This window comes from bacterium (assembly GCA_023382385.1).
Taxonomy (GTDB): Bacteria; Electryoneota; RPQS01; order RPQS01; family RPQS01; genus JABWCQ01.
Map to the genome: position 1 here is coordinate 33,804 of JAHDVH010000005.1, position 25,898 is coordinate 59,701.

The 25,898-nt window shown below is 54.2% G+C and carries 20 protein-coding genes; all 20 read left to right on the forward strand.

Translation table 11 applies throughout. The features are described from left to right. The first annotated feature begins 47 nt into the window (after positions 1 to 47). The 20 genes from KJZ99_10995 (at position 48) to KJZ99_11090 (ending at position 25,875) form a co-directional block, all read left to right on the forward strand. Complete coding sequence (locus tag KJZ99_10995) at positions 48 to 1,565, forward strand: AAA family ATPase (GenBank protein MCL4306434.1); 1,518 nt, start codon at positions 48 to 50, stop codon at positions 1,563 to 1,565. A gap of 194 nt (positions 1,566 to 1,759) precedes the next feature. Further along, on the forward strand, positions 1,760 to 3,022 hold the full coding sequence (locus KJZ99_11000; GenBank protein MCL4306435.1) for a replication-associated recombination protein A: 1,263 nt from the start codon (positions 1,760 to 1,762) through the stop codon (positions 3,020 to 3,022). Positions 3,023 to 3,102: 80 nt separating this feature from the next. Then, entirely contained in the window at positions 3,103 to 3,720 is a 618-nt protein-coding gene (locus KJZ99_11005; protein ID MCL4306436.1) for a Crp/Fnr family transcriptional regulator, read from the forward strand. A gap of 85 nt (positions 3,721 to 3,805) precedes the next feature. After that, positions 3,806 to 4,003 carry a DUF2892 domain-containing protein gene (locus tag KJZ99_11010; protein ID MCL4306437.1) on the forward strand — a complete coding sequence of 66 codons (198 nt, stop codon included), beginning with the start codon at positions 3,806 to 3,808 and terminating at the stop codon, positions 4,001 to 4,003. Between the two features lie 291 nt (positions 4,004 to 4,294). Then, positions 4,295 to 6,280: a T9SS type A sorting domain-containing protein gene (locus tag KJZ99_11015; GenBank protein ID MCL4306438.1), complete on the forward strand. Its 1,986-nt coding sequence runs from the start codon at positions 4,295 to 4,297 to the stop codon at positions 6,278 to 6,280. Positions 6,281 to 6,702: 422 nt separating this feature from the next. After that, positions 6,703 to 7,833, forward strand: a complete 1,131-nt coding sequence (locus KJZ99_11020) for a KamA family radical SAM protein (protein MCL4306439.1) — start codon at positions 6,703 to 6,705, stop codon at positions 7,831 to 7,833. A 272-nt stretch (positions 7,834 to 8,105) separates the two neighbouring features. After that, positions 8,106 to 8,993 (forward strand): 4-hydroxy-tetrahydrodipicolinate synthase, encoded by an 888-nt coding sequence (gene dapA, locus KJZ99_11025; GenBank protein ID MCL4306440.1) that lies wholly within the window; start codon positions 8,106 to 8,108, stop codon positions 8,991 to 8,993. Between the two features lie 105 nt (positions 8,994 to 9,098). Next, a complete protein-coding gene (locus KJZ99_11030; GenBank protein MCL4306441.1) occupies positions 9,099 to 9,869 on the forward strand; it encodes a fumarylacetoacetate hydrolase family protein in 771 nt (256 codons plus the stop codon). Continuing rightward, positions 9,870 to 11,342, forward strand: coding sequence for a 5-carboxymethyl-2-hydroxymuconate semialdehyde dehydrogenase (gene hpaE / locus KJZ99_11035; GenBank protein ID MCL4306442.1), 1,473 nt, complete (start codon positions 9,870 to 9,872; stop codon positions 11,340 to 11,342). A gap of 3 nt (positions 11,343 to 11,345) precedes the next feature. After that, positions 11,346 to 12,092: a hypothetical protein gene (locus KJZ99_11040; protein ID MCL4306443.1), complete on the forward strand. Its 747-nt coding sequence runs from the start codon at positions 11,346 to 11,348 to the stop codon at positions 12,090 to 12,092. A 39-nt stretch (positions 12,093 to 12,131) separates the two neighbouring features. After that, positions 12,132 to 12,377, forward strand: coding sequence for a 2-oxoisovalerate dehydrogenase (locus KJZ99_11045; GenBank protein MCL4306444.1), 246 nt, complete (start codon positions 12,132 to 12,134; stop codon positions 12,375 to 12,377). A 1-nt stretch (position 12,378) separates the two neighbouring features. Next, entirely contained in the window at positions 12,379 to 12,618 is a 240-nt protein-coding gene (locus tag KJZ99_11050) for a type II toxin-antitoxin system HicA family toxin (GenBank protein MCL4306445.1), read from the forward strand. An 83-nt stretch (positions 12,619 to 12,701) separates the two neighbouring features. Continuing rightward, complete coding sequence (gene hpaB / locus KJZ99_11055) at positions 12,702 to 14,183, forward strand: 4-hydroxyphenylacetate 3-monooxygenase, oxygenase component (GenBank protein MCL4306446.1); 1,482 nt, start codon at positions 12,702 to 12,704, stop codon at positions 14,181 to 14,183. A gap of 29 nt (positions 14,184 to 14,212) precedes the next feature. Next, entirely contained in the window at positions 14,213 to 14,788 is a 576-nt protein-coding gene (locus tag KJZ99_11060) for a flavin reductase family protein (GenBank protein ID MCL4306447.1), read from the forward strand. Continuing rightward, positions 14,785 to 15,954, forward strand: a complete 1,170-nt coding sequence (locus KJZ99_11065) for a fatty acid desaturase (GenBank protein MCL4306448.1) — start codon at positions 14,785 to 14,787, stop codon at positions 15,952 to 15,954. Before KJZ99_11060 ends, KJZ99_11065 begins: the two co-directional genes overlap by 4 nt. Positions 15,955 to 16,151: 197 nt before the next feature. Continuing rightward, positions 16,152 to 17,198 carry a VOC family protein gene (locus KJZ99_11070; protein MCL4306449.1) on the forward strand — a complete coding sequence of 349 codons (1,047 nt, stop codon included), beginning with the start codon at positions 16,152 to 16,154 and terminating at the stop codon, positions 17,196 to 17,198. A 7-nt stretch (positions 17,199 to 17,205) separates the two neighbouring features. Next, entirely contained in the window at positions 17,206 to 18,675 is a 1,470-nt protein-coding gene (locus KJZ99_11075; GenBank protein ID MCL4306450.1) for a hypothetical protein, read from the forward strand. Between the two features lie 61 nt (positions 18,676 to 18,736). Continuing rightward, positions 18,737 to 19,291 carry a hypothetical protein gene (locus KJZ99_11080; protein MCL4306451.1) on the forward strand — a complete coding sequence of 185 codons (555 nt, stop codon included), beginning with the start codon at positions 18,737 to 18,739 and terminating at the stop codon, positions 19,289 to 19,291. A gap of 1,514 nt (positions 19,292 to 20,805) precedes the next feature. Beyond that, entirely contained in the window at positions 20,806 to 22,047 is a 1,242-nt protein-coding gene (icd, locus tag KJZ99_11085; GenBank protein ID MCL4306452.1) for an isocitrate dehydrogenase (NADP(+)), read from the forward strand. 168 nt (positions 22,048 to 22,215) lie between these two features. Continuing rightward, positions 22,216 to 25,875, forward strand: coding sequence for a TonB-dependent receptor (locus tag KJZ99_11090; protein ID MCL4306453.1), 3,660 nt, complete (start codon positions 22,216 to 22,218; stop codon positions 25,873 to 25,875). Positions 25,876 to 25,898: the final 23 nt, after the last annotated feature.

Here is a 25,898-nt window from a genome sequence, read left to right on the forward strand (position 1 = left end):
GACCTGAGAGGACGTTCCTCTCCCACACGCAAAACCCAAAAAGACTTATGAATAAAACTCCCTCGAACCCGGACAAGATTCCCGAAAACGCCAGTAGACTCCTGAAGTATCACGACAGCGAAAACGTCGCAGAGCCGGACTATGACTTAAACATCCCGCACGAGGGGACTGAAACGAAGTCCGGCGGCGGGGTGGACTCAATTGATTTCAAGCTTCGCCCGACCGAGCTTGAGGCCTACCTGCGGCAATATGTGGTGCATCAGGACGAAGCGATAGAAATCCTCGCGACGAAAATCTGCACGCACTTTCACCGTCGCAAATGGGAAGCTGAGCATCCTTCGAAGGAGCCTACGGTGGGCCGCATCAAGTCGAATATTCTGATGATCGGACCTACGGGTGTGGGCAAGACTTACATCGTGAAGTTGATTGCGGACAAGATCGGTGTTCCATTTGTCAAAGGCGATGCAACGAAGTTTTCCGAGACCGGATACGTCGGCGGGGACGTGGATGATCTGGTGCGTGATTTGGTGCGCGAAGCCGGCGGGGATATGGCACTGGCCGAGTACGGCATCATCTACGTGGACGAAATCGACAAGATTGCCGCGTCAGGCAGCATCGTCGGTCCTGATGTGTCGCGTTCGGGAGTGCAGCGGGCGCTGCTGAAGCTGATGGAAGATACCGAAGTGGATTTGCGCACTCCGCATGATCTGGCCAGCCAGATGGAGGCGATGATGGAGACGCAGCGCAAGGGCAAAGCCGTGCGCAAGAAGGTCTCGACACGCAACATGCTCTTCATCATGTCCGGCGCATTCTCTGGACTGGCTGAGATTGTCCGCCGCCGTCTGTCAAAAGGAACGATGGGTTTTCAAAGGACGGGTGAAATCCCCACGAAGGACGAAGAGCTGCTGAAGCGCGTGACCACGACGGACTTGATTCAATACGGGTTCGAGTCGGAGTTCGTGGGCCGTTTACCGGTCACCGCACAGCTGACCGAACTGAATGAAGAGGCGCTCTACGACGTGCTTCGCAATCCGCATTCGGCGGTCATTCAGGGGAAAGTTCGCGACTTCGCGGCCTACGGCATCGAGTTGACGTTCGACGATGCCGCGTTGCGTGAAATGGCGCGCCGCGCTCACGCATTGGGAATCGGAGCACGAGGCTTAACGTCGGTTGCTGAACGCGCACTCATCAAGTTTGAAAAACTTCTGCCGTCATCTACTCTGCGTGCATTACATGTCACCGTAGAACTGATTAACCACCCCGATCAGGTGGCCGCCGAATTGCTGGTGACAGACGCCATCAACACCTTCCAGCGCGGCTTCCTCGAAAAACACGGGCTGGTGCTGGAGATTCCCGTGGAGTCGCACCGTTGGATTCGCGAGCACTTGGACGATGAACCGGTGCACATCGTCTATCGTCTGCAGCAGATGTTCTCGAATTACGAATACGGGATGAAGCTCGCCGGCAAGCAGAACCTGCAGGTCACGCCGGAGGTTCTGTCAGGTCCCGAGCAATATCTGGATGCCATGATAAAGAAGGCCTATACCGAGCGGGGAGAGACCTGACACGAACCCGATGGCGGACCTCCATGTCCGTGACATTGTTCCTGAACTCACCGGATTGCATCCGGTGTTTTCTTTATGTAACTTAGTCCCGTAACGCGCTGTGTACCGTAAATCCTTTACAAAAATATCCCTTTTTTACGGGATTTTAGCTCTGAACCGTGTCTGACTTGCCACAAACTCCTCTTGCCGAGCGGATGCGTCCGCAGACCTTTGCGGAGTATGTCGGACAAGAGCACCTGTTGGGAGCGGATGCTTTACTGACCCGCTTGATGGCTGGTGGCAATATACCGAGCTTGATTTTCTGGGGCGACCCGGGAACTGGGAAAACCACACTCGCCAAGCTCCTCGCCACCACGCTAAGCTATGCGTTCGTGCCGATTTCAGCCGTAGCGACGGGAGTGCCGGAACTCCGGAAGCATCTTGAGGCCGCAAGCCTGCGCCGGAAGGCCGGCCAGCGCACATTGCTCTTTGTGGACGAGATTCATCGCTGGTCGAAGGCTCAGCAGGATGCGCTCCTGCACGCCGTGGAAGATGGCACGGTTACGCTGTTGGGAGCCACGACCGAGAATCCGTCATTTGAGATTATCTCTCCGTTGCTGTCGCGCGCCCGCGTGTTGCGGTTGGAGCCGTTGGGCGCGGACCAGCTTTTGTCACTCATGCGCCGCGCACTGGCGAATGACGAAATCTTGCGCGGATCCGGTGTGCAGGTGGAACAAGAGGCCGAGTCCGCGCTCCTGACGCTCTCCGGTGGAGACGCACGTGCTCTTTATAATGCTTTGGAACTCGCCGCGCAGATCGCTCCGCTCAAGAATGGCCGGCGAGTCATTGACCGCAAGTTGGTTGAAACCGCTGTCTTGCGCAGGCTGCCACGCTATGACAAAGCCGGGGATCAGCACTACGACACGATTTCGGCTTTCATCAAAAGTGTGCGAGCCAGCGATCCCGATGCCGCTGTTTATTACTTGGCGCGCATGCTCGAAGCGGGCGAGGATCCGCTGTTCGTCGCTCGGCGATTGATCATCTTGGCCAGCGAAGACATTGGGAATGCGAACCCGAACGGATTGGTGCTGGCGATGTCGTGCTATCAGGCGGTGCATGCGATTGGCATGCCGGAAGCCCGCATTGTGCTGTCGCAATGTGCAACATATCTTGCCTGTTCGCCGAAGTCAAACGCGGCCTACATTGCCATTGACAAAGCCCTTGAAGCCGTCCGCACCGAAACCTCACCCGAACCGGTCCCGCTGCATCTGCGCAATCCCGTGACCGGTCTGATGAAGCGCGAAGGCTACGGTGCAGGCTATGTGTATCCGCACGATCGTCCGGGACACTTTTTTGAGTCCGATAACTTGCCCTCACGATATCAACACACGCTCTTCTATGAACCGACGGATCAGGGTCGAGAGGCGGAACTCGCCGAGCGTCTGGCCCGTTGGTGGAAGAAGCGTCGTAAGTCATAAACAAGATCTACATGCAGATTTCTGACATTCTCATTCAATTTGAATTCTTCAGGAACGCCTCTTCGTCACTGCAGAGGGAGATGCTCTCGCAGTGTCAACTGGCGCAGCTGGAAAGCGGCGTCATGGTCTATCGAGAAGGCGAGGCCTGTACCCGCATCGCATTTGTCGGCGAAGGCAGTATCCGCGTCTACAAGCGTCACGAGGGCGGCAGGGAGATTACCCTCTATCATGTGCGCTCAACTGAGAGCTGCATCCTAACCACGTCCTGTGCCTTGACCGGACAGCGCTATCCTGCGACGGCCGAGGTCGAGCCGGAGCATCCGGTGATTGCGGCCGTGACCTCTCCCGAGGTGTTTTTGAACTGGGTGAACAATCATCAGGTCGTTCGTGACTACGTATTCAACTCGATGAGTCAGCGCATCGTGGATATGATGTCATTGATTGAAGAGATTACCTTTGGCAAGATGGATCACCGCATCGCATATTTTCTCTTGGAGAAGTTTACGGGAGAAGGCACGTATTTACGCAGCATCCATATCACTCACGAACAGATCGCGGACGAGTTGGGCACGGCGCGCGAGGTGGTTTCACGATTGTTAAAGGAGTTCGAACGATCCGGTGCAGTGGAGCTGGGGCGGGGAAGGGTAAGAATGGTCAATGAAGCATTGCTCAGGACGTTTTCGGGTGAGAACACATAAGTTGTGTGAGTAGGTCACGGTTTGGCAGTTCGCGGCTGTGTAGAATTACACAGTCGCTTTCATTTTCACCCGAAGGAGTTCGAACATGACAAAGAACGTTGGGTCGGCGGACAAATTGGTTCGCATCGTAATCGGCGTCGGCTTGCTCATTTGGGGTATTGTCACAAAGAACTGGCTGGGTGCCATCGGGTTCATCCCGCTTGTGACTGCATTAATGAACTGGTGCCCGTTGTATTCGCTCTGCGGTGGCAGTACCTGCCAGACAAAACCGACGGCCAAGTAACGAAGTTTCTCCCGCAGTCGGGCCATTCGTGGTGCCGACTGAATTGCGGCTCCTCTTCTCCCCAAGGAGCCGCTTCTTTTTGCCCTGAAGACGAATCTTGCACGACGATATGCATGAAGTAAAATTCAAAAATGCAAATCATGCGTAATTAAATCAAGAAATTAAAATGCTTATAGATATATTTATCAAATATTTATGATATTAGTCTGCAAATAGCACACCTTTTGCTTGCTTTGCTGTCGCGTCTTGGTGGACATTTTCGACCCGGGGCAAACCAAGCAGGAGGTCTGTATGATTCGGTTTGCTCTGTTTCTTTCTATTGCCGTAAGCGTGATGTTCGCTCACGCTGCCCCCAGTCCGACAAAGCCCATGCACAATGTGAAGCCTGTGAGCGGAGCGGAACAGTCGGCATTTCGTAACGTCCCCGATCCCTCGACCTACGGCCCGCTGCGCCACTCACTGGATGATCTGGTTGGGACAAGCTATGTGGCCGGAACAACATGGTACGATTACCAGCACAACGGGACATCCGGGAAGATGATTGCGGTAGACGAACTGGGTTTTGTGCACATTACGTGGACAAACGGCCTGAACTTCAATTCATCCTCACGGCACGCCTATTACAACGTGTGGGATCCCACCACTGGTGAATTCACAATCCCTGCCGGACAAGTGAATTCCGCAGGTCGCGGTGGCTACGTGAGCGGCGCTGTGCTGCCCAACGGCTTCTTCTTCCCGGCCTTTCATCAGGAAATCGTCGCCAATCGAGCACACTCCGCTGCCGCGATTGACCTCATCGAACGCGCCGGCGCCTACACGTCCTTCGAGCCGGGCTATTTGTACGAAGGCGCTCAGGCCATGGAAATCATCTGGCCGAAAATCGCCATCGACACGCAAGGCAGACTGCACATGGTTTCCACCGAGAACCCTCTTTCCGGGCAGGCAGGCGACCCACAGTCTATCTACTACTCACGCGGAACTCCCGTGTTTGACGGTCCCTTTGGTGTCCAGATTATCTGGGATGTAGTGGATGCGCCGCGCGAGTTTCTCGAACTCGATACGGTTATGGTGATTTCGCCGGATATTGCCTGCTCGCGAAATTCCAACCGCGTGGTGATCGCGTGGTCAGACAGCCGCGACGACCTGCAGGGAAATCCCACCCAATACAACAACGACATCAAGTATATCGTCTCCGAAGACGGCGGCAACTCGTGGAGTGCGCAGGTCAACGTCACGAATTTCATCTACGCCGATGAAGACTGCCCGTCCGGCGACACTCTTGTCTGCGATGCCGATACCTTTCGCGCCTATACGGATGTCTCGGTCATCCTCGACGAGGATGACGACATTCACCTTGCGTTCATGACGGTGCATTACTACTCGCTCGAAGGAACGATTTCCCGCTATTCGTCTCAGCTTTGGCATTGGGGAAGTGATTCGGGCTATGTCTCGCCCATCTTTGCTCACACGGCGGCCTACTTCGATACGAACTGGGCCGATGACCTCGGCGACTGGCAATATACGCTGCAACGCCCGAATCTGGCGATTGATACGGAAACGGGCCATCTCTATTGCTGCTTCGTGCGCGCGGACTCCGCCAACTATTCGGTCAACGGAATCCCGATGCAGGACATTTGGGTCGCCAAGTCGTGGAACGAAGGTGTAGCCTGGACTTCGGCAATTAACGTCACCAACACCAATACGGGCCAGCTTGTTCCGGTCGGCCAGAGCGCACATGAACGGGATGCCACGTTGTCGGAAACCGTGACGACCTACAACGGCGAGCGGTATTTGCATATGAGCTACGTGTTCGACCTGGATGCGGGCGGCGCGGTGGGGGATACCCCGACCGGAACACCGACTCTCAATCCCGTGCACTATCAGCGCATCAACATCGCGGATATTCCCAATGCGCCGCTGTGGGACAATCAATGGCCCGTCCTGCACGTGGATTCCACCGATATGCCGCCGCAGGTCACGAGCACGGCGCACGAGCGTCCTGCGCTTCCGCAGCGGTTCACGTTGCATCAAAACTATCCGAATCCGTTCAATCCGAGCACTTCGATTCAGTTCGATTTGGCGCAAGGTTCGCGCGTGACCTTGAAAGTCTTCAATGTGCTCGGTGAAGAAGTCGCGACACTGCTGGACAATGCGGCGTTGACGGCTGGGACGCAAATCGTGACCTTCGACGCATCAGGATTGGCGTCGGGTGTCTACCTCTACCGCTTGGACATGCAGGGTCTTACTCAGACCCGCAAGATGGTATTGATGAAATGACCTACTCGCAGCGAGCGAGTGCCTGAATCATAAATGAGGCTCGTGCCGCGAGCCTTTAAGTCAGAGCGGTGTGCCCCGCAGGTGTCGCTGCCGCACACAACTTCAGAGACGGCGAGGTCCGGCGGTGACCTCGCCGTCTCTTTATAGAGTGGTCATTAATACTGAACGTTGTTCCGCGACAGAACAACTTTCATGGCAATAAGAAAATGATAAATTGGAGGCTTAATGAACATTGTTAATAAAATGAATTTATATTTTTATTGAACTTAGAGAAAATTCAATCTCCTTTCTGCTTGACTTCCTTCCGAGCTGAACCCATCTTGTACTTACCAAACTTATTTTTACCAGTACATCTTGAGTGCACCTTGATGTGCAAGGAGGTTCACGAAGGTCCGCCTTCAGACTCGCGAAAGGAGGTTCGGATGAGAAATCCGAAATACGTCGTCCGCCTCAAGCAGGTGGGAGAGCTTTCCGCGCAGACGAGAGACGAGTTGCAAGCCGTGACAGACAAGTTCGTTTTTCGCAGCAACGACTACTATCAGGAGCTCATTAACTGGGACGACCCGGACGATCCCATCAAGCAACTCATCATGCCCAACATCCGCGAATTGGATGATTGGGGTAAGCTGGACGCATCCGGCGAGCATTCCTATGTCAAGGTTCCGGGCCTCGAACATAAGTATCCGTCCACCGCGCTGCTCTTATGCAGCGATGTCTGCGCAGGCTATTGCCGCTACTGCTTCCGCAAGCGGCTGTTCATGAACGATAATGAGGAGGTCGTCAAAGATGTCACGCCGGGTGTCGAGTACATCCGGTCGCATCGTCAAATTACCAACGTCCTGCTCACGGGCGGCGATCCGCTGATTCTTGCGACACTCCGGCTGGAAGAGATTCTCGACCAACTCTTCGCTATTCCGCATGTGAGAATTGTCCGCATCGGTTCCAAACTGCCCGCTTTCAATCCCTACCGGATTCTGCGCGATCCCAAGCTGACTGATCTGTTTCGCAAGTATTCTGCAGGTGACCGTCAGGTCTACATCATGGGCCACTTCGACCATCCGCGCGAACTGACCGATGTTGCAATTGAGGGACTGCGCGCGTTGATGAACTCCGGAGCAATAGTCGTCAATCAGAATCCGATTATTCGCGGAGTGAACGATTCGGCGGATACCCTGCGCGAACTATGGGACAAACTTTCGTATATCGGCGTGCCGCCATATTACATCTTTCAGTGCCGGCCGACTTTGGGAAATTCGCCGTTTACGACTCCTATTGAACGTAATCTGGCAATCGTCGAAGAGGCTCGCAAGCAGCTTTCCGGCTTGGCAAAACGCGTGCGATATGTCATGTCGCACTTCACAGGCAAGATTGAAATCGTGACGATGACCGAAAAGTTGATTATCTTCCGCTATCACAGTGCGGCCGACCCCGCAAATGAGAGTCGTGTGATGATCTTCGAGCGCAACCCTGAAGCGGTTTGGCTGGATGACTACACAGAGATGGTGGATACGCATGTCGTGGCCGATGAAGCGCTGGCGGACTTGGCCGCCTGAGTCTTCTTCTTACAGTGCCGTTATGCAGCGGGCAGGCGTAATCGCCTGCCTGTCGCTTTTTACTCGTCTCGTCCGCACGGGAAATAAGTCTAATCCTCGTTTCCTCAACACCTAACCTCCTGTTATTTCACTCTCTGCTAAAGAGAACTCAATTCCCTAAAAGTAGGCTCAAAGCTTTCATTTTTAGGGATTTGTTTGTAAATTCCTGATTCGGAAGCCCTCTCGTGTATTCTTGATTCCGGTCCGAGTAACCCCACTCTCAAAACTCATCAATGAAAACTTCGCACTTGCGCGGCTCGATTGTCCCTGTGCCAACGCCATTTCGCAATGGTCAGGTGGACGAAGCCGCTCTGCAAGCCTTGATTGACTGGCAGATTCAGAACGGCGCGCACGGAATTTCTGTCACGGGAACTACCGGTGAACCCAGCTCGTTGACAGCAGACGAGCGCATGCGCGTGCATCAGGTTGCCAAAGACGCGGTCGCGGGCCGCGTGCCCTTCATGCCGGGCACAGGGTGCAACAACTTTGACGAAGCCGTGACGTATTCACGCAATGCTGAGAGAATCGGAGCGGATGCGCTGCTCCTGATAGCCCCTTACTATAATCGCCCGTCGCAGGAGGGACTGTTCCGCTACTTCACGGGAATCTGTTCACAAGTCGGCATACCCGTGATTCTGTATAACATTCCGGGCCGTACTGCCGTGAACATCGAACCGGAAACCGTCGCGCGCGTCGTCGAGAAGTGTCCGAACGTTGTCGGTGTCAAAGAGTCGAACAAAGACTTCGAACACATCAACCGCCTGCTGCACCGCATGGGCCGCGAGTTTCTGGTCTACTCGGGAATTGAACTCTTGTGTTTTCCCATTCTCGCCATCGGTGGCGCGGGCTTCCTGAGTGCGACGGCGAATCTGTTGCCGCGCGAAACGGCCAACGTCTACAATCTCGTGCAGGCCGGCAAGTGGGAAGAAGCACGTGAGCTGCATTATCACATGCTGCCCTTGAACGACGCTGTGTTTTTCGAGATCAATCCCGTGCCCATCAAAACCGGTCTGAGCTGGATGGGCAAAATTAACTTCGAAGTTCGTCTGCCACTCTGCGAAATGAGCGCCCCCAATCAGGAGCGCTTGCGCAAAGTCATGCAAAGCTACAATCTGATCTAATGCTGCGATCGGCGGGTGGGTGAAGTGTTTATCCCCTCCAGAGCACGAACCCACCCGCTTCGCGGCTGACTTTCTTTTTGCCTCGCAAACCACACCACCTCTGAATTGAAACTCGCACGCTGGGCCGCCAACGGCCAACTACATCAGGGAGTGTTTAGCAACAACACTCTGACCTCGCAGGACGGAACCGAGCATCATCCCGACCATGTCATCTGGCTGCCGCCCAACTGGCCCGGCAAAGTCATCGGCATCGCGCTGAATTTCGCGGATCATGCCAAGGAACTCAATCTCGCTAAACCCGAACTTCCCGCAATCTTCCTGAAGCCGCAAACGTCGCTCATCGGCCATAAAGCCGCCGTGCACATGCCGCCGAAGAGCGAATATATGCACTACGAAGTCGAACTGGTGGCGATTATCGGACGCAGGTGCCGCTATGTGAAAGCCAAGCATGCACTGGACTACGTGCAGGGCTACACCATCGGCAACGATGTGACGATCCGCGACCACATCGGCCCCTATTTTCGCCCGCCGCTGATTGGCAAAGGCTGGGATACCTTCGGTCCGATAGGACCCTACATCGTCACGGCCGATGAGTTCGGCTCGCCGCACGAAGTGGACTTGAAAACATATGTCAACAATGAGTTGCGCCAGCACGGCACGACGAAAGACCTGATCTACTCTCTTGAGGAAATGATTGAGTATTGTTCGATGATCATGACGCTCGAAGAGGGTGATCAAATTTGGACCGGCACTCCCGCTGGTCTGTCGCACGTCTATCCCGGCGACACGATGCGCTTGGAGATTCAGGGCATCGGCGCGCTCGAGAACACCGTTGTGCAGGGCAATCAGCAGTTGTCGCCGATCTTGGGGAAATAGATGCATCACGTCCAACACTATATCAACAACCACTTTGTCCCGTCAGACTCCGGCGAGACGTTCGAAATTCTCTCTCCGTTGAACAACACGGTCATCGGTCAATGCGCATCAGGCCAGCCCGCCGATGTGGACAAGGCCGCCAAAGCCGCGCGCAATGCCTTCGATAGCGGCGTGTGGTCCAAAATGAAAGTCAAAGACCGCGCGAAGAAAATCCGCACGATCGGCGACCTCATCTTGAAGCATGCGAACACCGTGGCCGAGCTGGAGATTGTGGACACCGGCATTCCGCGCGCACAGATCACCAAAGGCGCGATCCCCCGCGCGGCGGACAATTTCTATTTCTTTGCGGATCAGTTGGAAGCTCTGCGCGGTGACGCCTACACCGTCAATGATGAGTGGATGAACTATGTCATCTACCGTCCCGTCGGTGTCGCGGGTCTGATCACGCCGTGGAATACTCCGTTCATGCTCGAAACGTGGAAGGTCGCTCCTGCGCTGGCGAGCGGCTGCACGGTCGTCTTGAAGCCCGCCGAATGGTCCCCGCTCTCCGCCTCGCAACTCTGCAAAATCATGCAGGAGGCCGATCTCCCGCCCGGTGTGTTTAACTGCGTGCATGGCTACGGCGAATCCGCCGGTGCGCCGCTCGTCGCCCATCCGATGGTGAATCTGATTTCCTTCACGGGTGAAACCACGACGGGTCAGATCATCATCAAGAACGGCGCGGACACCTTGAAGCGCTATTCGATGGAGCTGGGCGGTAAATCCCCCAACATCGTCTTTTCCGATGTGGACATGGAGCGCGCGATTGACGGAGCACTTTGGCAGGTCTATTCGCTGAATGGCGAGCGCTGCACCGCCGCGTCACGGCTGTTCCTGCAGGAGAATATTCACGACGAATTTGTAAATCGCCTCGCCGAGCGCGTGCGCCGGATCAAAGTTGGTGACCCCAACGACATGGCGACTGAAGTCGGCCCGCTGATTCATCATGAGCACTGGGCGCGCGTCCGAGGCTACATGGACGTCGCGCGGCAGGACGGCGCAACAATTCTTGTCGGCGGTGACCGTCCGGCGGAGTTTGAGAAAGGCAACTATTTCGCACCGACGTTGATTACAAACGCGACAAACACCATGCGCATCGCGCAGGAGGAAGTCTTCGGCCCCGTGCTGACCGTGCTGAAATTCAAGGATGAGCACGATGCGGTCCGGCAGGCCAACGACATCAAGTATGGCTTGGCGGGCTACGTCTGGACCAATGACATCGAACGCGCGCATCGTGTCGCCGCTGCTTTGGAATGCGGCATGGTCTGGATCAACGCGCAGAACGTCCGCGACTTACGCCTGCCCTTCGGCGGCTCCAAGTGGAGCGGCATCGGCCGCGAAGGCGGCGAACTCTCTTTCAAGGAATTCTTCATGGAAGCCAAGTCCGTGCACTTGCCTTTGAAACCCGCACACGTCCCAAGGCTGGGTGGATAGGTGATGAAGGATCTGCAGAGTTTCGTCGGCTATTTCAAGCAGTATCTTCAAGACATTGAATTCATTAGTTTACAACAAAATTCCAATACCAGAATATATAAGAAAGTTCTCTATGTCAGCGTTCTCGACGCCATAAGTGCATCTATCTTTCCTAAAGAAATCAATCGAGAGAGATTTATTAAGCTGATCTCCGAGTTTTGCGATTGGCCAGAATCACGGCGTGTAAGCTTCCCACACTTTCGCAGACTTGTTCATTTGCTTCCAGAATCCCGATTCGAGGTGCTTCACGATTACGTAAAGAAGACTAAATTCGACCCAGACTCTCGCATTGACAAGGACCCATCATTCGCCGAGATTGCGGAGCTTTGCAAGGAGTCGGGCATTGCAACAAATGAAAAGCTGTTTGGAAGAATCACTATTGGAGATCTTAAACACTCTTCACTCTTTTGGCAACTAAGAAATGGTCTTGTGCACGAGTTCCGGAAGAGAGGGCAAGGTCTTGAAGACGAGGAGTCTTCTGACCCGAAGGTGTATCCAAATGGCGTGGTCATGCCATATTACCATAGCGTAAATAACTGTGACGACCAAGGAAACATCCACTTAGAGCTAGTGTATCCTCTTGGTTTTTTCAAGAGGATAGCGGAAAGTGCGTTGAAGAATGCTGAGACCCATTTTCGGAAGATAGATTACAATCCCTATGACTCATTCAGATTCGGGCCATTCTATTTAGAAGACTTGAACTCACCTTAATCCATATCCGAACTCCCACTCCCATAATCGAGGCAAAATATGTCTGAACATTCAGAAATAATCTTTGAGGTCCGCGAGGCGGAAGAAGGCGGCTACTGGGCGCGCGCGCTGGGCGTGGACATCTTTACACAAGGTGAAGATTGGGAAGACCTAAAAGTTATGGTGAAAGACGCCGTCGAACTCTTCTTTAATGACCAGACGCAGCGTCCACGTGTTGTCCGGTTGATGCTGATGACCACTCGAGAGGAAGTCGTTCCGCTGGATTCATTTCGCGCTTCCGCTTGATATGACTCGCATTCCGCAAGACGTACGGCCCACTGAACTGATCAAGTTCTTGGAGTCGCTTGGGTTTGAGCGAGCAAGACAATCGGGAAGCCATATCATCATGAAGCACTACGGTCCGCCTGAGAGAACAATCGCGATACCCGCGCACCGTACACTTAAGGCCGGGACTTTGCGTAGCATCCTGCAATCTGTGTCTTTACAGACTGGACTTTCACTCGAAGACTTGGCCAGGAAGTTGTAGATCATCAAAATCGTTTTGCCAACTTCCCTTTATACGCCGACAACAATCAAACAACTCACCGAACATAGCCGGAGATTGAACACATGCCTGCACGCAAAGGCGCAGACTACCTCAAGAATCTGAAAGACAACCCGCCCGAAATCTACCATCGCGGCGAACGCATCAAGGACTTCACCACGCATCCCGAGTTCAAGGGTCACGCCAAGAGCCTCGCCGACATCTATGACCTGCAGTGGAAGCATCCCGATGTGATGCTCGTCAAGGATGAGGAAACGGGCGAGATGATCGGTCGCACCTATCAGATTCCCCGCACGGCGGAGGACATCCGCCTGCTCTCGCAGTGCATGCTGAAAATCGCGGAATTCTCCTGCGGCATGATGGGCCGTTCACCCGACTACTTGAATCGCGCGATGGCGGCCTACGCGGGCGGCTGGAAATATCTCGCAGAACAGGATCCGCGCTTCGGCGAAAATGCCAAATCCTTGCACCGCCACCTCGCGGGCAAAGACCTCTGCATGACGCATACGTTGATTAATCCGCAGGCGAATCGCGCCGTCTCCGTCGCACAGCAGAAGGATCCCTATCTCGGCGCGCGCATCAAGGAGGAACGCGCCGACGGTTTCGTGATTCGCGGCGCGCGCATGCTGGCCACCGCTCCCGTTTCCGATGAGATTATGGTCTTTCCCTCGACGCTGCTCACCAGCAATCCCGAGGACGCTCCCTACGCCTTCGGCTTCTGCATTCCGTCCAACACTCCGGGTCTGAAATTTCAGTGTCGCGAAACGGTGAGCTATAATCCCAACGGCTACGATCACCCGCTCGGCGCGCGTTTTGAAGAACAGGATGCCGTCGTCATCTTCGACGACGTGTTTGTCCCGTGGGAAAAAGTGCTGCTCTACAAAAATGTCGAAGTCTGCAACAAAGCCTACGCCGCGTCCGGTGCGGTCGTGCATATGTCGCATCAGGTCTTGTGCAAGAATATCGCGAAGAGCGAGTTCCTGCTCGGCCTCGCGTCTCTAATGGTGGATTCCATCGGGATCGAACAATTCCAGCACATCCACGAAAAGCTCGCCGATCTCTGGGTTACGCATGAAACCATGAAGGCGTTTCTGCGCGCCGCTGAAGCAGATTGCCACTTGGACGAATACGGCGTCATGCGTCCGGCCTGGGATCCGCTGGATGCCGCGCGTAATCTCTTCCCGCGCACCTATCCGCGCCTCGTGCAGATCATCCAGCAGCTTGGCGCAAGCGGTTTGGTGGCCATGCCCACGCATGACGACTTGAATGGCCCGCTCAAGGAGGAAATCCAGAAATACTACATGGGTGCGCGCGTTGATGCGTATGAACGCATCCCGCTCTTCCGTTTGGCGTGGGACGCTTCGATTTCCGCCTTCGGAACCCGTCAGGCGCTCTACGAGTATTTCTTCTTTGGCGACCCCGTCCGCATGGCCGGTGCGCTTGTCAAGAATCATCCGCGCAAGGAAGCAATGGAGAAGGTTCGTCACTTCCTCGAAAAGATGCGCAGCGAAGCCGAAGCGGATGCCTCCGCCGCGAAGTCTCGCTAAACATTTGCAGCTTACCGGAATTTGACCGCATGACGGATTTTCTCGCACCGCTTGAACCGCGCACGTTCTTCGATACGGTTGGACTCTTTGCCACCGGAGTCTGCGTCATCACGACCGAAGGCGAAACCGGCCCGCACGGCATGACCGCCAATGCCGTCACGTCGCTCTCTCTCGATCCCATGCTCGTCGTCTTCTGTGTGGCCAAGCGCGCGCACATGGCCGACTATCTGACAAAACGCGGCGCGCGGTTCACGATCAACATCCTGCGCGATGAACAGATCGCCATCTCCAATCATTTCGCCGGCCGCTCTCCGGAAGGCGAACACCCGTCCTTCCGTTTCGTGGACTGGAAAGGTGGACCGCGCATCGAAGGAGTGCTCGCCGCCATCGGCTGCGAAGTGGATAGCTATCCCGAAGGCGGAGATCACCTCATCGTCGTCGGCAAAGTCGTCGCGCTACATCAGGGAATCGAACCGCACAAACCGTTGCTCTATTACAAGAGCCACTATCATGATCTCTCAGGCAAGCTCAATCAGCCTGCTCCCGACCGCGAAGACCTCAGCGGCCCCGGCCCGCAGCTCTTCTGGGACCCTTGGGAGGGATGATTCTGATCTTCCTCCGTTCACGGAGGGAACAAGGGGGTGAAACATCACAACAAACGCAAGAATACTTTTCACCATATAGTCAGGACCCGATCATCAGCACCGAAATCATCGTCAAGCCGCGCGAACGAAAGCCCATTGGCTCGGAGGGATCGCCAGCGCAGCGCAAGATAGACAATCAGCAGGATCTGCTTCAAATTCTGAAACCCTACGCGACTCCCTCTATCAAAAGTTCACTCTGGCAGACGTTTAATACGTTTATCCCTCTTTTCGCAACTTACTATCTGATGTATCTGAGTCTGAGCTACTCTTATTGGCTCACGCTCGCACTCGCGCTGCTCGCCGCGGGCTTCACGGTCAGACTCTTCATCATCCAGCACGATTGCGGACACATGGCCTTCTTTCCCAGCCGCACGTGGAACGACCGCTTGGGCTACGTCTGCAGCCTCTTTACGATGGTCCCCTACTTCTACTGGAAGCGCCAGCACGCCCTGCATCACTCGACCAACGGCAATCTGGACAAGCGCGGCATCGGGGACATGGACGTCTTCACCGTCGAAGAATATCTGGCCATGAACAAGTGGCAACGCTTCAGATATCGCGCCTATCGCAATCCGCTCGTCTTCCTGTTCATCGGTCCGCTTGTGCTCTTTTTCGTTATCAATCGTCACTGGGCCGATCCCGTGCAGTATAGCGCGCGCGACAAGCGCAACGTCTGGCTGACCAACCTCACCATCGCCGCGACCTTCGGCGGACTCGGCTGGCTGATCGGCTACGGCGCGCTGTTGAAAATCGCCCTGCCCGTGCTCTACCTTGCCGCCGGCGCCGGCATCTGGCTCTTCTACATTCAGCATCAGTTCGAGCACACCTATTGGAAACCCGATCAGGAGTGGAACTTCGTCCGCGCCGCCATGCAGGGCAGTTCGTTCTATCGTCTCCCGAAGATCCTGCAATGGTTCACCGGCAATATCGGTTTTCATCACATCCACCACCTGACGCCCGGCATCCCGAACTATCGTCTTGAGAAGATCTACAACGAAAACCCCGAGTTCCGCGATGTCTACGAAGTCACGATTCTCTCAAGTCTGAAAACCATGTTCCTGTCGGTTTGGGACGCCAAGCAGCAGCGTCTGATCAGCTTCCGCGAACTGAACAGGAAATACGCGTGACGCATAAAATGTAGGGGCGGATGGCGATCCGCCCGTGTGGTCATCCTGAACGCAGTGTTCTGCTTGATAACCTGCTTTAACGTGTCGTCATCCTGAACGCAGTGAAGGATCCCTCCGGTCCCCTCGAATCTGAGCAGAATTTGAGGCAATCCGGTGCACCCGAAATTTCAATCTCTCATTTTCACGCTTTATCCCCAATGACCCCCAACATTCTTCGCACCGCCCACGCCGAATTCCGCGTCACCGATCTTGAGCGCGCCAAAACTTTCTACGTTGACGCCCTCGGCTTCTCGATCCTGCATCAGGATTCCGAACGGCTCTACTTAGGCAACATCGAGGAGCGCGACCCCTACTCACTGGTCTTGCGCAAATCCGCGCAGCCCGGCCTTGGGCATCTGGCCTTCAAAGTCGAGCGCGAAAGTGATCTCGACGGCCTCGCGTGGATCGCCGGTGAAGACGGCCTCGCCCACAAGTGGCTCGAAAAGGGCGCGAAATACAAAATGGGCCGCACGCTGGTCATGCAGGACCCGCACGGCATACCGCTGCATTTTTATTTCGAGGCCGAGCGCCGCGACTGGAGCCTGCAAAAGTATTACGAACATCGCGGCGCGCGCATTCAGCGCATTGATCACTTCAATTGTCAGGTGCACGACGTGCGCCGCGCCTACGAGTGGTATACAAAGCGCTTGGGCTTTCATTGCAGCGAATACACCGCCGCCAATGACACCCCGCGCATTCCCGGTGAATATTCTCCCGGTAATCCAAGCTTCAGTTGGCGCTGCGTCGAAACGGATGATTTGTGGGCCACGTGGCTGCACAGAAAACCCAATGTGCACGACATCGCCATGATGAACGGCATCGGCCCGCGTCTGCATCACGTCGGCTTCTGGGCCTATGATAGATTATCCATTCTCGATGCCTGCGACGTCTTGGCCAGCATGGGCATGGTGGATCACATCGAGCGCGGTCCGGGCCGTCACGGCCTGTCGAATGCGTTCTTTCTCTATTTGCGCGACCACGACAACAACCGCATTGAAATCTACACCGGCGACTATCTGCTGACCGACTGGGATGTCCCGCCCGTGCGCTGGAGCATCAATGACAAGCGCCGCGCCACCTTCTGGGGCCACTGGCCTCCCAAGTCATGGTTCGACGAAGCAAGTTTAGTCGAAGACATCGTCACCGGCGACCTGATGCCCGTCAGCGACCCCAAGTTCTTTGGGCGTCCAACGTTTGTTGTGTAAGAGAACATTGTCGAATTCCAATATCGAAAACGGCCGAAGTAGCCAGATTCTGTGGTTCATTATTACCGCACTAATCGGCGGACTAATCGGTTTTCTTTTGAACAGTTCTTGGCGATATTTTGAATATTCATGGGCTGAAGTTCGAGTAGATCTAAAGCAGCTGCTTGTCTACAGATTTCAAGGTGAAGACGCAGGAAGACTTCGCATTGTCGTCAGTTTACAAAATCCATCGGGCGAGGGTATTGCAATTCGATATGATAGTCTACTCCTTTGCAATGCTAGGGCAATGCTCCGACTGGAAGGAGAGATTCCCTTTCGCTACATTCCTCCGCGCACATCGATTTCTGATACTATAGATGCTTACTTCCAAAGCGCAACAGTGCTTCTGAAAATTCCGCATTCAGAAAGGACATCGAACCAAGAGCTTTTTGTGGCAAAGGTTGGTCGGAAACAACAGTTCGTCTCGAGAGTCGGAGACAAAGATCTTGGAAAGTGCACCTACTGGCAGACGCCAATCCTAACATCTGAAACGGAAGCAAAAGAATTGAATTTGGCATTGTACCGAATACAGCTAAATTCTTATCTTTCAGCGCAGAGTGGTGATGCACTCCTTGCTATTCTCAGTGATTCACTGTATATCAATCCGTACAATCTCGTTGATGTAAAGAAAAGGGAGCCTCCAAACGGACAGAAGGTAGACCTCCCAAGCCCTCAAAGTAATTTTGTTCCACTTGAATTGTCAGGAGCGGGTGACTTCAGAAGACGGTATGGAGGTGTCTATGTCGCCGATATTCCTGGCGGGGTGATAAATACTGAAGCGATTGATTCCGTTCTTGGTGCGTTAACGCCAGAGAAAGAATTTCGACTCATTGGTGGCGTAACAGGCATTGATCTAACAACCGTATCTGAGTTTGTGTTTTTTTCGTATGGGTCTGTCGAGTCACAGTCCCCTTATTGGACGTTTGAAGCAAACAGCATGTATGAAGTGTTCATTTCGTACCCTGTGGATAGTAAACCGTCATTTCATCAAATCGAACTAAGTAACTCTCTTGCCGATCTCGGGTTCAAAGGAGACTGGGTTGCAGATTCAAACTTTAGCTACATGTTTGGTTTATTAGCGGCCCTTTCCCCTCAAGTGACAAAGAGGTTGATGCAGAATTGGCTAGACACAAATAGAGAGATTATCAACAATGTCGTAAAAAACGATGGTATCCTTTCAGTTTGGCCGGGGAGCTACAATTCGAGATCTGATTCATCCATAAAGGCGGCCGCGAATAGAATCTTCCCCGATAGTCCATATCAAAGCCTTCGGATAGATGCAGGCCCATGGAGTGACAAATGGTCAAACTACTATGGACGACAACCAATTTTCATTTTCATGAGATTCCCCGACAAATTCATGAAAACACCCATTACGAAATTAGAGTTAGTTGAGAAGAATGGCGAGTTTATTGTTGTAAGAACGATTGACGATTAGCTACATTTGTGGCGGCAGTGCTTCGGATTCCCCTTACGAACAGCTCCGAGAAAAGCAACCCATGGCAGACATCCCTGACCAAAGACTTAATGCAATGAACCTGATATGGGTATTCGTCTTTGTGGCAGTAACCCTAGTTTCAGGGCAGGTCACAAGTCCGCAAATCTCAAGTGAGGAACGAATCATTTATCAAATATTCAACGTCCTCCCAGTAATACCCATTTCGCCGAACGCCGCAGTTGAAGTAACAAGGTTTGATTCGACACGGCTGCTCGGTTACGCGAGATTGCAGGTGCAAGCCGCCAACCGAAAAATAGAAATCTTGAACGACATTGATTTACCGACTACTTCTTCACTAATACATCCTCTTGAAGGCGCCAAGGCAGAATGGGAAGTTGTGGTAGATCGTTTTGAGAAAGCAGAAGGTGTAAGGCTGGCAGCTCGGGCTGCACTTATTGAGAAAGAGAGAAAGCTAAACGAAAGAGAGCTGTACTATCTGCAGCAGGAACTCAATATCGCTAAGCTTCGCCTTCTCGGTGCGAACGATAAGGCCGACCGCCTTGAGCTAGACCTACGGCATCAGCAACTTACAGATCCGATATTGAAAAATAGATAAATGACTCCTCGACAATCTCTTCAAACATCCAATTTTAGCTCCGAAAGGAGCAAACCTTGCCCACCATCCCTGGCAAAAAGTTTGCAGAATTAATACTTTACATCTCCGACCGCTCGGAGCTGGATCCGTATTTCAAAGGTTATCAGTTGTTTACTTCCTCGGGAACCAACCCATCTGCCCAAGCGTTCAATAATTGTCCCCTCAGCCAGCCGCGTCGCCAACACGACCTACATCTCCATGTCCCGCAAGCGCTTACGCCAAAACACCCCGTTACTCCTCTCGAGTTGATGAACAAATGCACAACTACCTGTTTATATTAACCACATAGAACTTGACAAATTCCTAAATATGTGCTATATTAAGCACATCCTGCCCGCCCCGCCATCCCGTCCCCAATATCATCGTGTTAGGACCGCAAACAACCCCCGTTTGAACAAGGCCCAGTAGCTCCGACCGGGTGAATCAGGCCCCCCACGATCAAACAGCCGGAGAGTTTCCTCTCCGCACCCCCGAGTCACCACTCCGTCAGGAGTTCAAGACTCCTTTCCCCCTAATCCCAAAATCTTAAACCGTGCACAAATCTCAGAACATGCAAGCCATGCACAGCATTCCGTGCAAAACTCAAAAACTAACACGATGATAATACTTAGCTAAACACCACAAACGGTAGTGGCACAGCCGTTGCCTAATAGACAATTGAATGGCATAGTCCGTTCACCCGGGTCCCATGCCCGGATTGATCTGACTCGGACACTTTCCCTGCGCGGCACCAATGGGTAGATGTCCACCCCAATTTGAGAAAGGCAGTCGGGCCTCACGAAGACCCTCGTCATTCGCGCGGTTTTCTTCCCAGTCTCCCTGCTTCATTGTGACGACGCTTCTTCCTCCTTGGCTTTGTGGTTCGGGCCTCGTGAGGCCCTCCTTTCTCGCACTGGTAGAAACTTCGGACGCTTTCCAAAGGCTCGGATTCAGTTACCGAGGGCTTGGCACGGTTTCTTCGCTCCTGCTTGCGGCCCCTGCACGGCTCACTCAGACTTCCTTCACGGTTCTCGGTGACTGAATCTGGTCCTTGGAAGGACAAATGATTGCGCAAACAACGCAATCAAGCCGAAAAACTACAAACACCGCCCTCGCAGCGGTGTTTTTTGTTGGATTGAAGTCTTGTAAATATTTTTAGAATAATAGTTTATGTGCTCATGGAAGATTGGCAGGCGAGTACGATTTGAGTTGACAATCCGTATAGTGATCGGTATATTATGAAAACATTTGTGGCCTGATGATGTGGAAAGGGTGCTTTCGTCCACGCATCGTCAGTCTCGATGTTGAATCGCATGCCTCCTTAATAGGATTTCGGCCAACCGGAATTCTATCGAACCTTATCAATCCCCTCCGCGTGCGGAAGCCGACCGGGGTCTCCGCGCTGGACATCCTGCCTTACTGAGAGACGAACAACTTGGCATTGGACCTCACGTACCCGCGCATCTTGCGTTCCCGACAGATACGAGGAAAGAGCATTGTACGATAAATTAACTCCCCCGACGACCGGTGAGAAGATTACGGTCGCGGAGGGTCGGCTCGTCGTTCCCGACCATCCAGTCATTCCATTCATAGAAGGTGACGGCACCGGCCCGGATATTTGGCGCGCATCGCAGCGCGTGTTTGACGCCGCAGTGGAGAAAGCTTACGGCGGCAAGAAGAAAGTTGTCTGGTTTGAAGTGTATGCCGGCGAAAAGTCGCTGAAGGTTTACGGCGAAAACGTCTGGCTGCCGGAAGACACGCTGACGGCGATCAAGGAATACATCGTCGCGATAAAAGGGCCGTTGACCACGCCGGTGGGCGGCGGGATTCGTTCTTTGAACGTGACGCTCAGGCAGGTGCTTGACCTTTACGCCTGCGTTCGCCCGGTGAGATGGTTTGAAGGGGTCCCCGCTCCTGTAAAGGAGCCGGGGAAACTCGACGTGGTCATTTTCCGCGAGAACACCGAAGACGTATACTCGGGAATCGAATGGAAGGCCGGCTCGGCGGAAGCAGCTCGTCTGATTGAGTTTGTCAAGGGGATGGGCAAAACCATTCGTCACGATTCCGGTGTGGGAATCAAGCCGATTTCCAAGTATGGCAGCGAGCGCATCGTGCGCAAGGCCATTCAATACGCCATCGACCGTGGATTAAAGACTGTGACGCTTGTCCACAAGGGCAACATCATGAAGTTCACCGAGGGAGCGTTCCGTGAATGGGGCTACGAGCTTGCCGCGAGAGAGTTTGCGGACAAGGTGGTCACGGAGAAGGACCTTTGGGAGAAGCACGACGGCAAGCTGCCGGCAGGCAAGATTCTCCTGAATGACCGGATCGCCGATGCGATGTTCCAGCAGCTGCTGCTCAGGCCTGACGAATACGAAGTCATCGTAACACCGAATTTGAACGGGGACTACCTCAGCGACGCCTGCGCCGCACAGGTGGGCGGACTTGGGCTTGCGCCGGGCGGCAACATCAGCGATGCCTATGCGGTGTTTGAAGCGACGCACGGCACGGCGCCGAAGTATGCGGACAAGGATGTCATCAATCCCGGATCGGTGATTCTGTCGGGCGTGATGATGTTTGAGTATCTGAAGTGGGACGAAGCGGCTAAGCTGATTGTGAAGGGTCTTGAGGGAGCGATTGGCAAGAAGCGCGTGACCTACGACCTTGAACGGCAGATGGCCGGTGCGACGAAACTGAAGACTTCGGAATTCGCGAGCGAGATTATCGCGAACATGTAGGTAGTCGGGCAATTGCGAGTCGCAAGACTCACAACGGCCGAAGATTGATTTTTTTTTTGAATGCTACGGGAACCGCAGGGGCGGATTCCCTCAACTGTATAGACGAAACAAACCTCCCAAAAGTTGCATGACCTGCCCGCGCAGGGATTCAGCGAAGAGGACTTTCACATGAAGCGTAGTCTGACCACATTTTTTCACATTTTTGCGTTGTTGTCGTTGACGTCGCTGGCGTTTGCCGGACCCGGAAAGATAGCCGGCACGGTATTGGACGAAAACGGCGACGCGATTCTGGGCGCAAACGTGCAGATTCTGGAGACGCAGCAGGGCATCTCCGTGCTGAATCCGGACGGCAGTTATGTCATCTTGGGCATCACGCCCGGCGTATACACGGTTCGCTTTTCGAGCGTCGGCTACGGGACGAAGGAGGTCCGCGAGGTCTCCGTGTCATCGGACCTGACCACAACGGTCAACACCGTGCTGCGGGAAGAGGCGTTTCAGATGGGCGAGGTAGAGATTGTCACGCAGCGGAAAGCGACCGTACAGCTTGACGTCGCCGGCAAAGAGAAGCGCATCACGGGTGAACAGCTGCAGAACTTCGGCGGCGGTCAGGTGGCCACGATTATCGCCAAGCAACCGGGCTTCAAGGTAGACCCCGACGGCGGATTGCACGTACGCGGTGGTCGCGACTCGGAAGCGAAATACGTGGTGGACGGGCAGTCCAAGGGTGACGCGCTCTACAACAGTTCGAAGCGCCTGATCAACACAAGCGCGTTAAACGTCGAGGAGATCGAGATTCTGACGGGCGGCGACGCTTCGACGGGTGGCTATCAGTCGGCGCTGATTCGCGTGACGACGCCCGAAGGCAAGATGGACAATTACAACGGGACAGTGGAGTACCGCACGGACCGGATGTTCCAGACGTACAGCTTCAATTCGGATCAATACGATTACGCATTCAGCGGACCGGTGCCGTTTGTCAAGGACCTGTTCAACCTCCGTGAGAACAAGTTTTCGTTCTTCACGTCGGGCACGGCCAAGCTGACGAACACCTATACTCCTTATGCAATCAACCGCGACCCCAACGACTATTTAGGGTTGGGTTTTGACATTCCCGAGCGGCAGTCGAACGACTATTCGACCTTCTGGAAGTTGACGTACCGCATGGATCCGAAGCGCAAGCTGAACATGTCTTATTCGCGCGACCATTCGCTGTGGGACATTTATCCGGAAGGTGAGGCGGCGATTGCGGGTAACTACGGCTGGCAGTACAAGTATGCGCCGGAGAACCGTCCTTACGCTCGGAACATTCGCGACTCTTACAACCTGCAATATCAGCATAACGTCACGCAGAACACGTTTTATGAAGTGTCGCTGGGGCGGTTCAAGACGAAGACACGTGTGACGCCGCGCGGGAAGAATCCCGACGAATTCACGCAGCAGAACGACATTGAAGACGGCCGGCTGGCGGCGAACGCGACGGGCGGCGCGGATGTCAACAACAACGGCATTCCCGACGGATACCGCGACGCCAACGGCGACGGCGAATACAACGGTGAAGGTGAAGGCTACAACGATTCCAATGGCAACGGGCGGTGGGATCGCGGCGAAGACTGGGTGGATCTGAACGGCAACGGAGTGTTTGATCCGGCTGAACCGTGGGTGGACCGTCCGAATTCTCAGGGTGTGAACAATCTTGGCGTTTACGATTCGTGGGATCCTTACTTTGACTTGAACGGGAACGGCCGCTGGGACGATGCGGAGCCGCAGCTTGGCGAGCAGGACTGGAACGGCAACGGTGTTTGGGACGGCGAAGTGTTCCAGGACGCGAACGGCAACGGGAGATATGATGGCTATGGGGAAGGTTATGACGACCGGAACGGCAACGGCAGTATAGACCGTCAGACTAATTTTGCGGACAATCAGGATACAGGCGAAGGTTTGCTCGACGGCGATTTCGCGTGGGACACGGGCGAGCCGTTTATTGACCTGCCTGATGAAAACGGATTCTACAACGGGATTCGAGACGAAGGCGAGGTTTGGCTGGATCTTCCGACGCGGAACGGCAATCCGTTTTCCGCACCGACGCGCAACGGGCGCTACGACGGTCCGGGCAATGGGTTTGACGAGTTTGAACTTTTCTGTTATCCTGCGAACCTGAGCTACGGAATGGATCCGCGACTGCCGGTGATTTACACGTGGGCGAATATTCTGGAAGAGTTTCCGGCGGGAGAGCCGCCGTGGCTTGGGATGGGATACGACGATAACTTTGTTCCTCTGTATTTCCACTATATTGAAGGTCGTTCGACGTGGATCAACCGGACGCAGAATGACCGCGAGAATCCGATATTCAATCAGCGGAACGGTCAGTACGATCCGGGCGAAGTGTTCAGCGATTACAATCGCAACGGCCGTTACGATCCGTTCCCGGACGATTTTCTGAATCCGGGTCAGTGGGACGACGCAGCGTTCTGGCAAGATCGGCAGTCGGTCGAGTATTCCGGCAAGTTTGATATTACGAGTCAGGTGAACAAGTTCCACGAGTTGAAGTCAGGTATCGAGTTGAAGCATCGCGAACTGAAGATGCAGTCGATTCAGAATCCCGATCAGCCGTATGACAACGCGGACTTTCCGCTGCCTCCGGGATCACCGTTCTATGGAGTGGGCGGAACGCGCGACTTCTACGATCATAAGCCGTGGGAAGGCGCAGTCTACTTTCAGGATAAGATGGAGTTCGAGGGTTTGATCGTTCGCGCGGGCATTCGTTCGGACTTCATTATTCAGGGCGACGGGCTGCTGCAGGACTTGCAGGACAAGGTTGACGCGGGTCAGCCGGGCGCGCTGCTGGCCGAGCGCGGCCGCTATGTGATCGCACCGCGATTGGGCATCTCGCACCCCGTATCGGCGACGTCGAAACTGTATTTCAACTACGGTCACTACTATCAGACGCCGTCGTTCCAATATTTCTATCGCAGTGCGACGGCGAACATTTCGCCGAACACGCAGGTTGGAAATCCGAATCTCGAGTATGAGAAGACGGTATCCTACGAAGTGGGCGTGAGCACGGAGTTCACGGAGAACTGGGTTGTGGACGTGGCGGGTTACTATCGCGACGTGTATAATCAGATTGGAACGATTGAAGAGCGTATCGGGCCGATCACGCTGAACCGCTACTTCAACCTGGGCTATGCGCGTGCGCGCGGCTTTGAGTTCTCGGTGGACAAGAAGTTTTCAAGCATGTGGGCTTTGACGGCAAACTATGACTTCTCGTTCGCCTACGGCAAGGAATCGGCGGCGGCGGAGGGATTGATCAGCCGCTTGAGCGGAGTGCCGGAGAATAGGAATGAGCATCCGCTGGACTGGGACGAGACGCACCGCGTGTCGGCGTTTCTGACGTTCATGGTGGGCAAGGATCAGCGTCCGGAAGTGATCGGAGTGAAGCTGCCGTCGAACTGGTTGTCGACGGTGGAGTTTTCCTACGGTTCGGGTCTTCCGTATACGCCATCGACGTTCATCGCGCAGAAGCCGGGGAATCTGATATTGCCGAATTCGGCGCGTCAGCAGGCGACATCGACGACAGATTTCCGGTTTGACAAGTTCTGGGAACTGCGTCAGGGACTGAAGCTTGCGACGGGATTTGAGATATTCAATTTATTTAATCGCAAGAACGTCCGGGATATCTACTCGGAGACGGGCAACGCCTATGACTCGTCTCATGAGTTGAATCAGAACGAAACGGATGACGGCAACCAGGGCAAGGATTACGACCACAACCCGCGCAACTACTTCCCGCCGCGGCAGGTCTTGTTGCACCTGAAGCTTGAGTTCTAAGCGGATTCACCACGAAAATTTCC

Coding starts and splice junctions, on each gene's coding strand:
- KJZ99_11020 (MCL4306439.1), top strand. CDS start 6,703: ATGAGAAATCCGAAATACGTCGTCCGCCTCAAGCAGGTGGGAGAGCTT.
- KJZ99_11050 (MCL4306445.1), top strand. CDS start 12,379: ATGACTCGCATTCCGCAAGACGTACGGCCCACTGAACTGATCAAGTTC.
- KJZ99_11080 (MCL4306451.1), top strand. CDS start 18,737: ATGGCAGACATCCCTGACCAAAGACTTAATGCAATGAACCTGATATGG.
- KJZ99_11005 (MCL4306436.1), top strand. CDS start 3,103: ATGCTCTCGCAGTGTCAACTGGCGCAGCTGGAAAGCGGCGTCATGGTC.
- KJZ99_11070 (MCL4306449.1), top strand. CDS start 16,152: ATGACCCCCAACATTCTTCGCACCGCCCACGCCGAATTCCGCGTCACC.
- KJZ99_11015 (MCL4306438.1), top strand. CDS start 4,295: ATGATTCGGTTTGCTCTGTTTCTTTCTATTGCCGTAAGCGTGATGTTC.
- KJZ99_11000 (MCL4306435.1), top strand. CDS start 1,760: ATGCGTCCGCAGACCTTTGCGGAGTATGTCGGACAAGAGCACCTGTTG.
- hpaB (MCL4306446.1), top strand. CDS start 12,702: ATGCCTGCACGCAAAGGCGCAGACTACCTCAAGAATCTGAAAGACAAC.
- KJZ99_11045 (MCL4306444.1), top strand. CDS start 12,132: ATGTCTGAACATTCAGAAATAATCTTTGAGGTCCGCGAGGCGGAAGAA.
- KJZ99_11010 (MCL4306437.1), top strand. CDS start 3,806: ATGACAAAGAACGTTGGGTCGGCGGACAAATTGGTTCGCATCGTAATC.
- KJZ99_11090 (MCL4306453.1), top strand. CDS start 22,216: ATGAAGCGTAGTCTGACCACATTTTTTCACATTTTTGCGTTGTTGTCG.
- KJZ99_11060 (MCL4306447.1), top strand. CDS start 14,213: ATGACGGATTTTCTCGCACCGCTTGAACCGCGCACGTTCTTCGATACG.
- KJZ99_11040 (MCL4306443.1), top strand. CDS start 11,346: ATGAAGGATCTGCAGAGTTTCGTCGGCTATTTCAAGCAGTATCTTCAA.
- hpaE (MCL4306442.1), top strand. CDS start 9,870: ATGCATCACGTCCAACACTATATCAACAACCACTTTGTCCCGTCAGAC.
- dapA (MCL4306440.1), top strand. CDS start 8,106: ATGAAAACTTCGCACTTGCGCGGCTCGATTGTCCCTGTGCCAACGCCA.
- KJZ99_10995 (MCL4306434.1), top strand. CDS start 48: ATGAATAAAACTCCCTCGAACCCGGACAAGATTCCCGAAAACGCCAGT.
- KJZ99_11065 (MCL4306448.1), top strand. CDS start 14,785: ATGATTCTGATCTTCCTCCGTTCACGGAGGGAACAAGGGGGTGAAACA.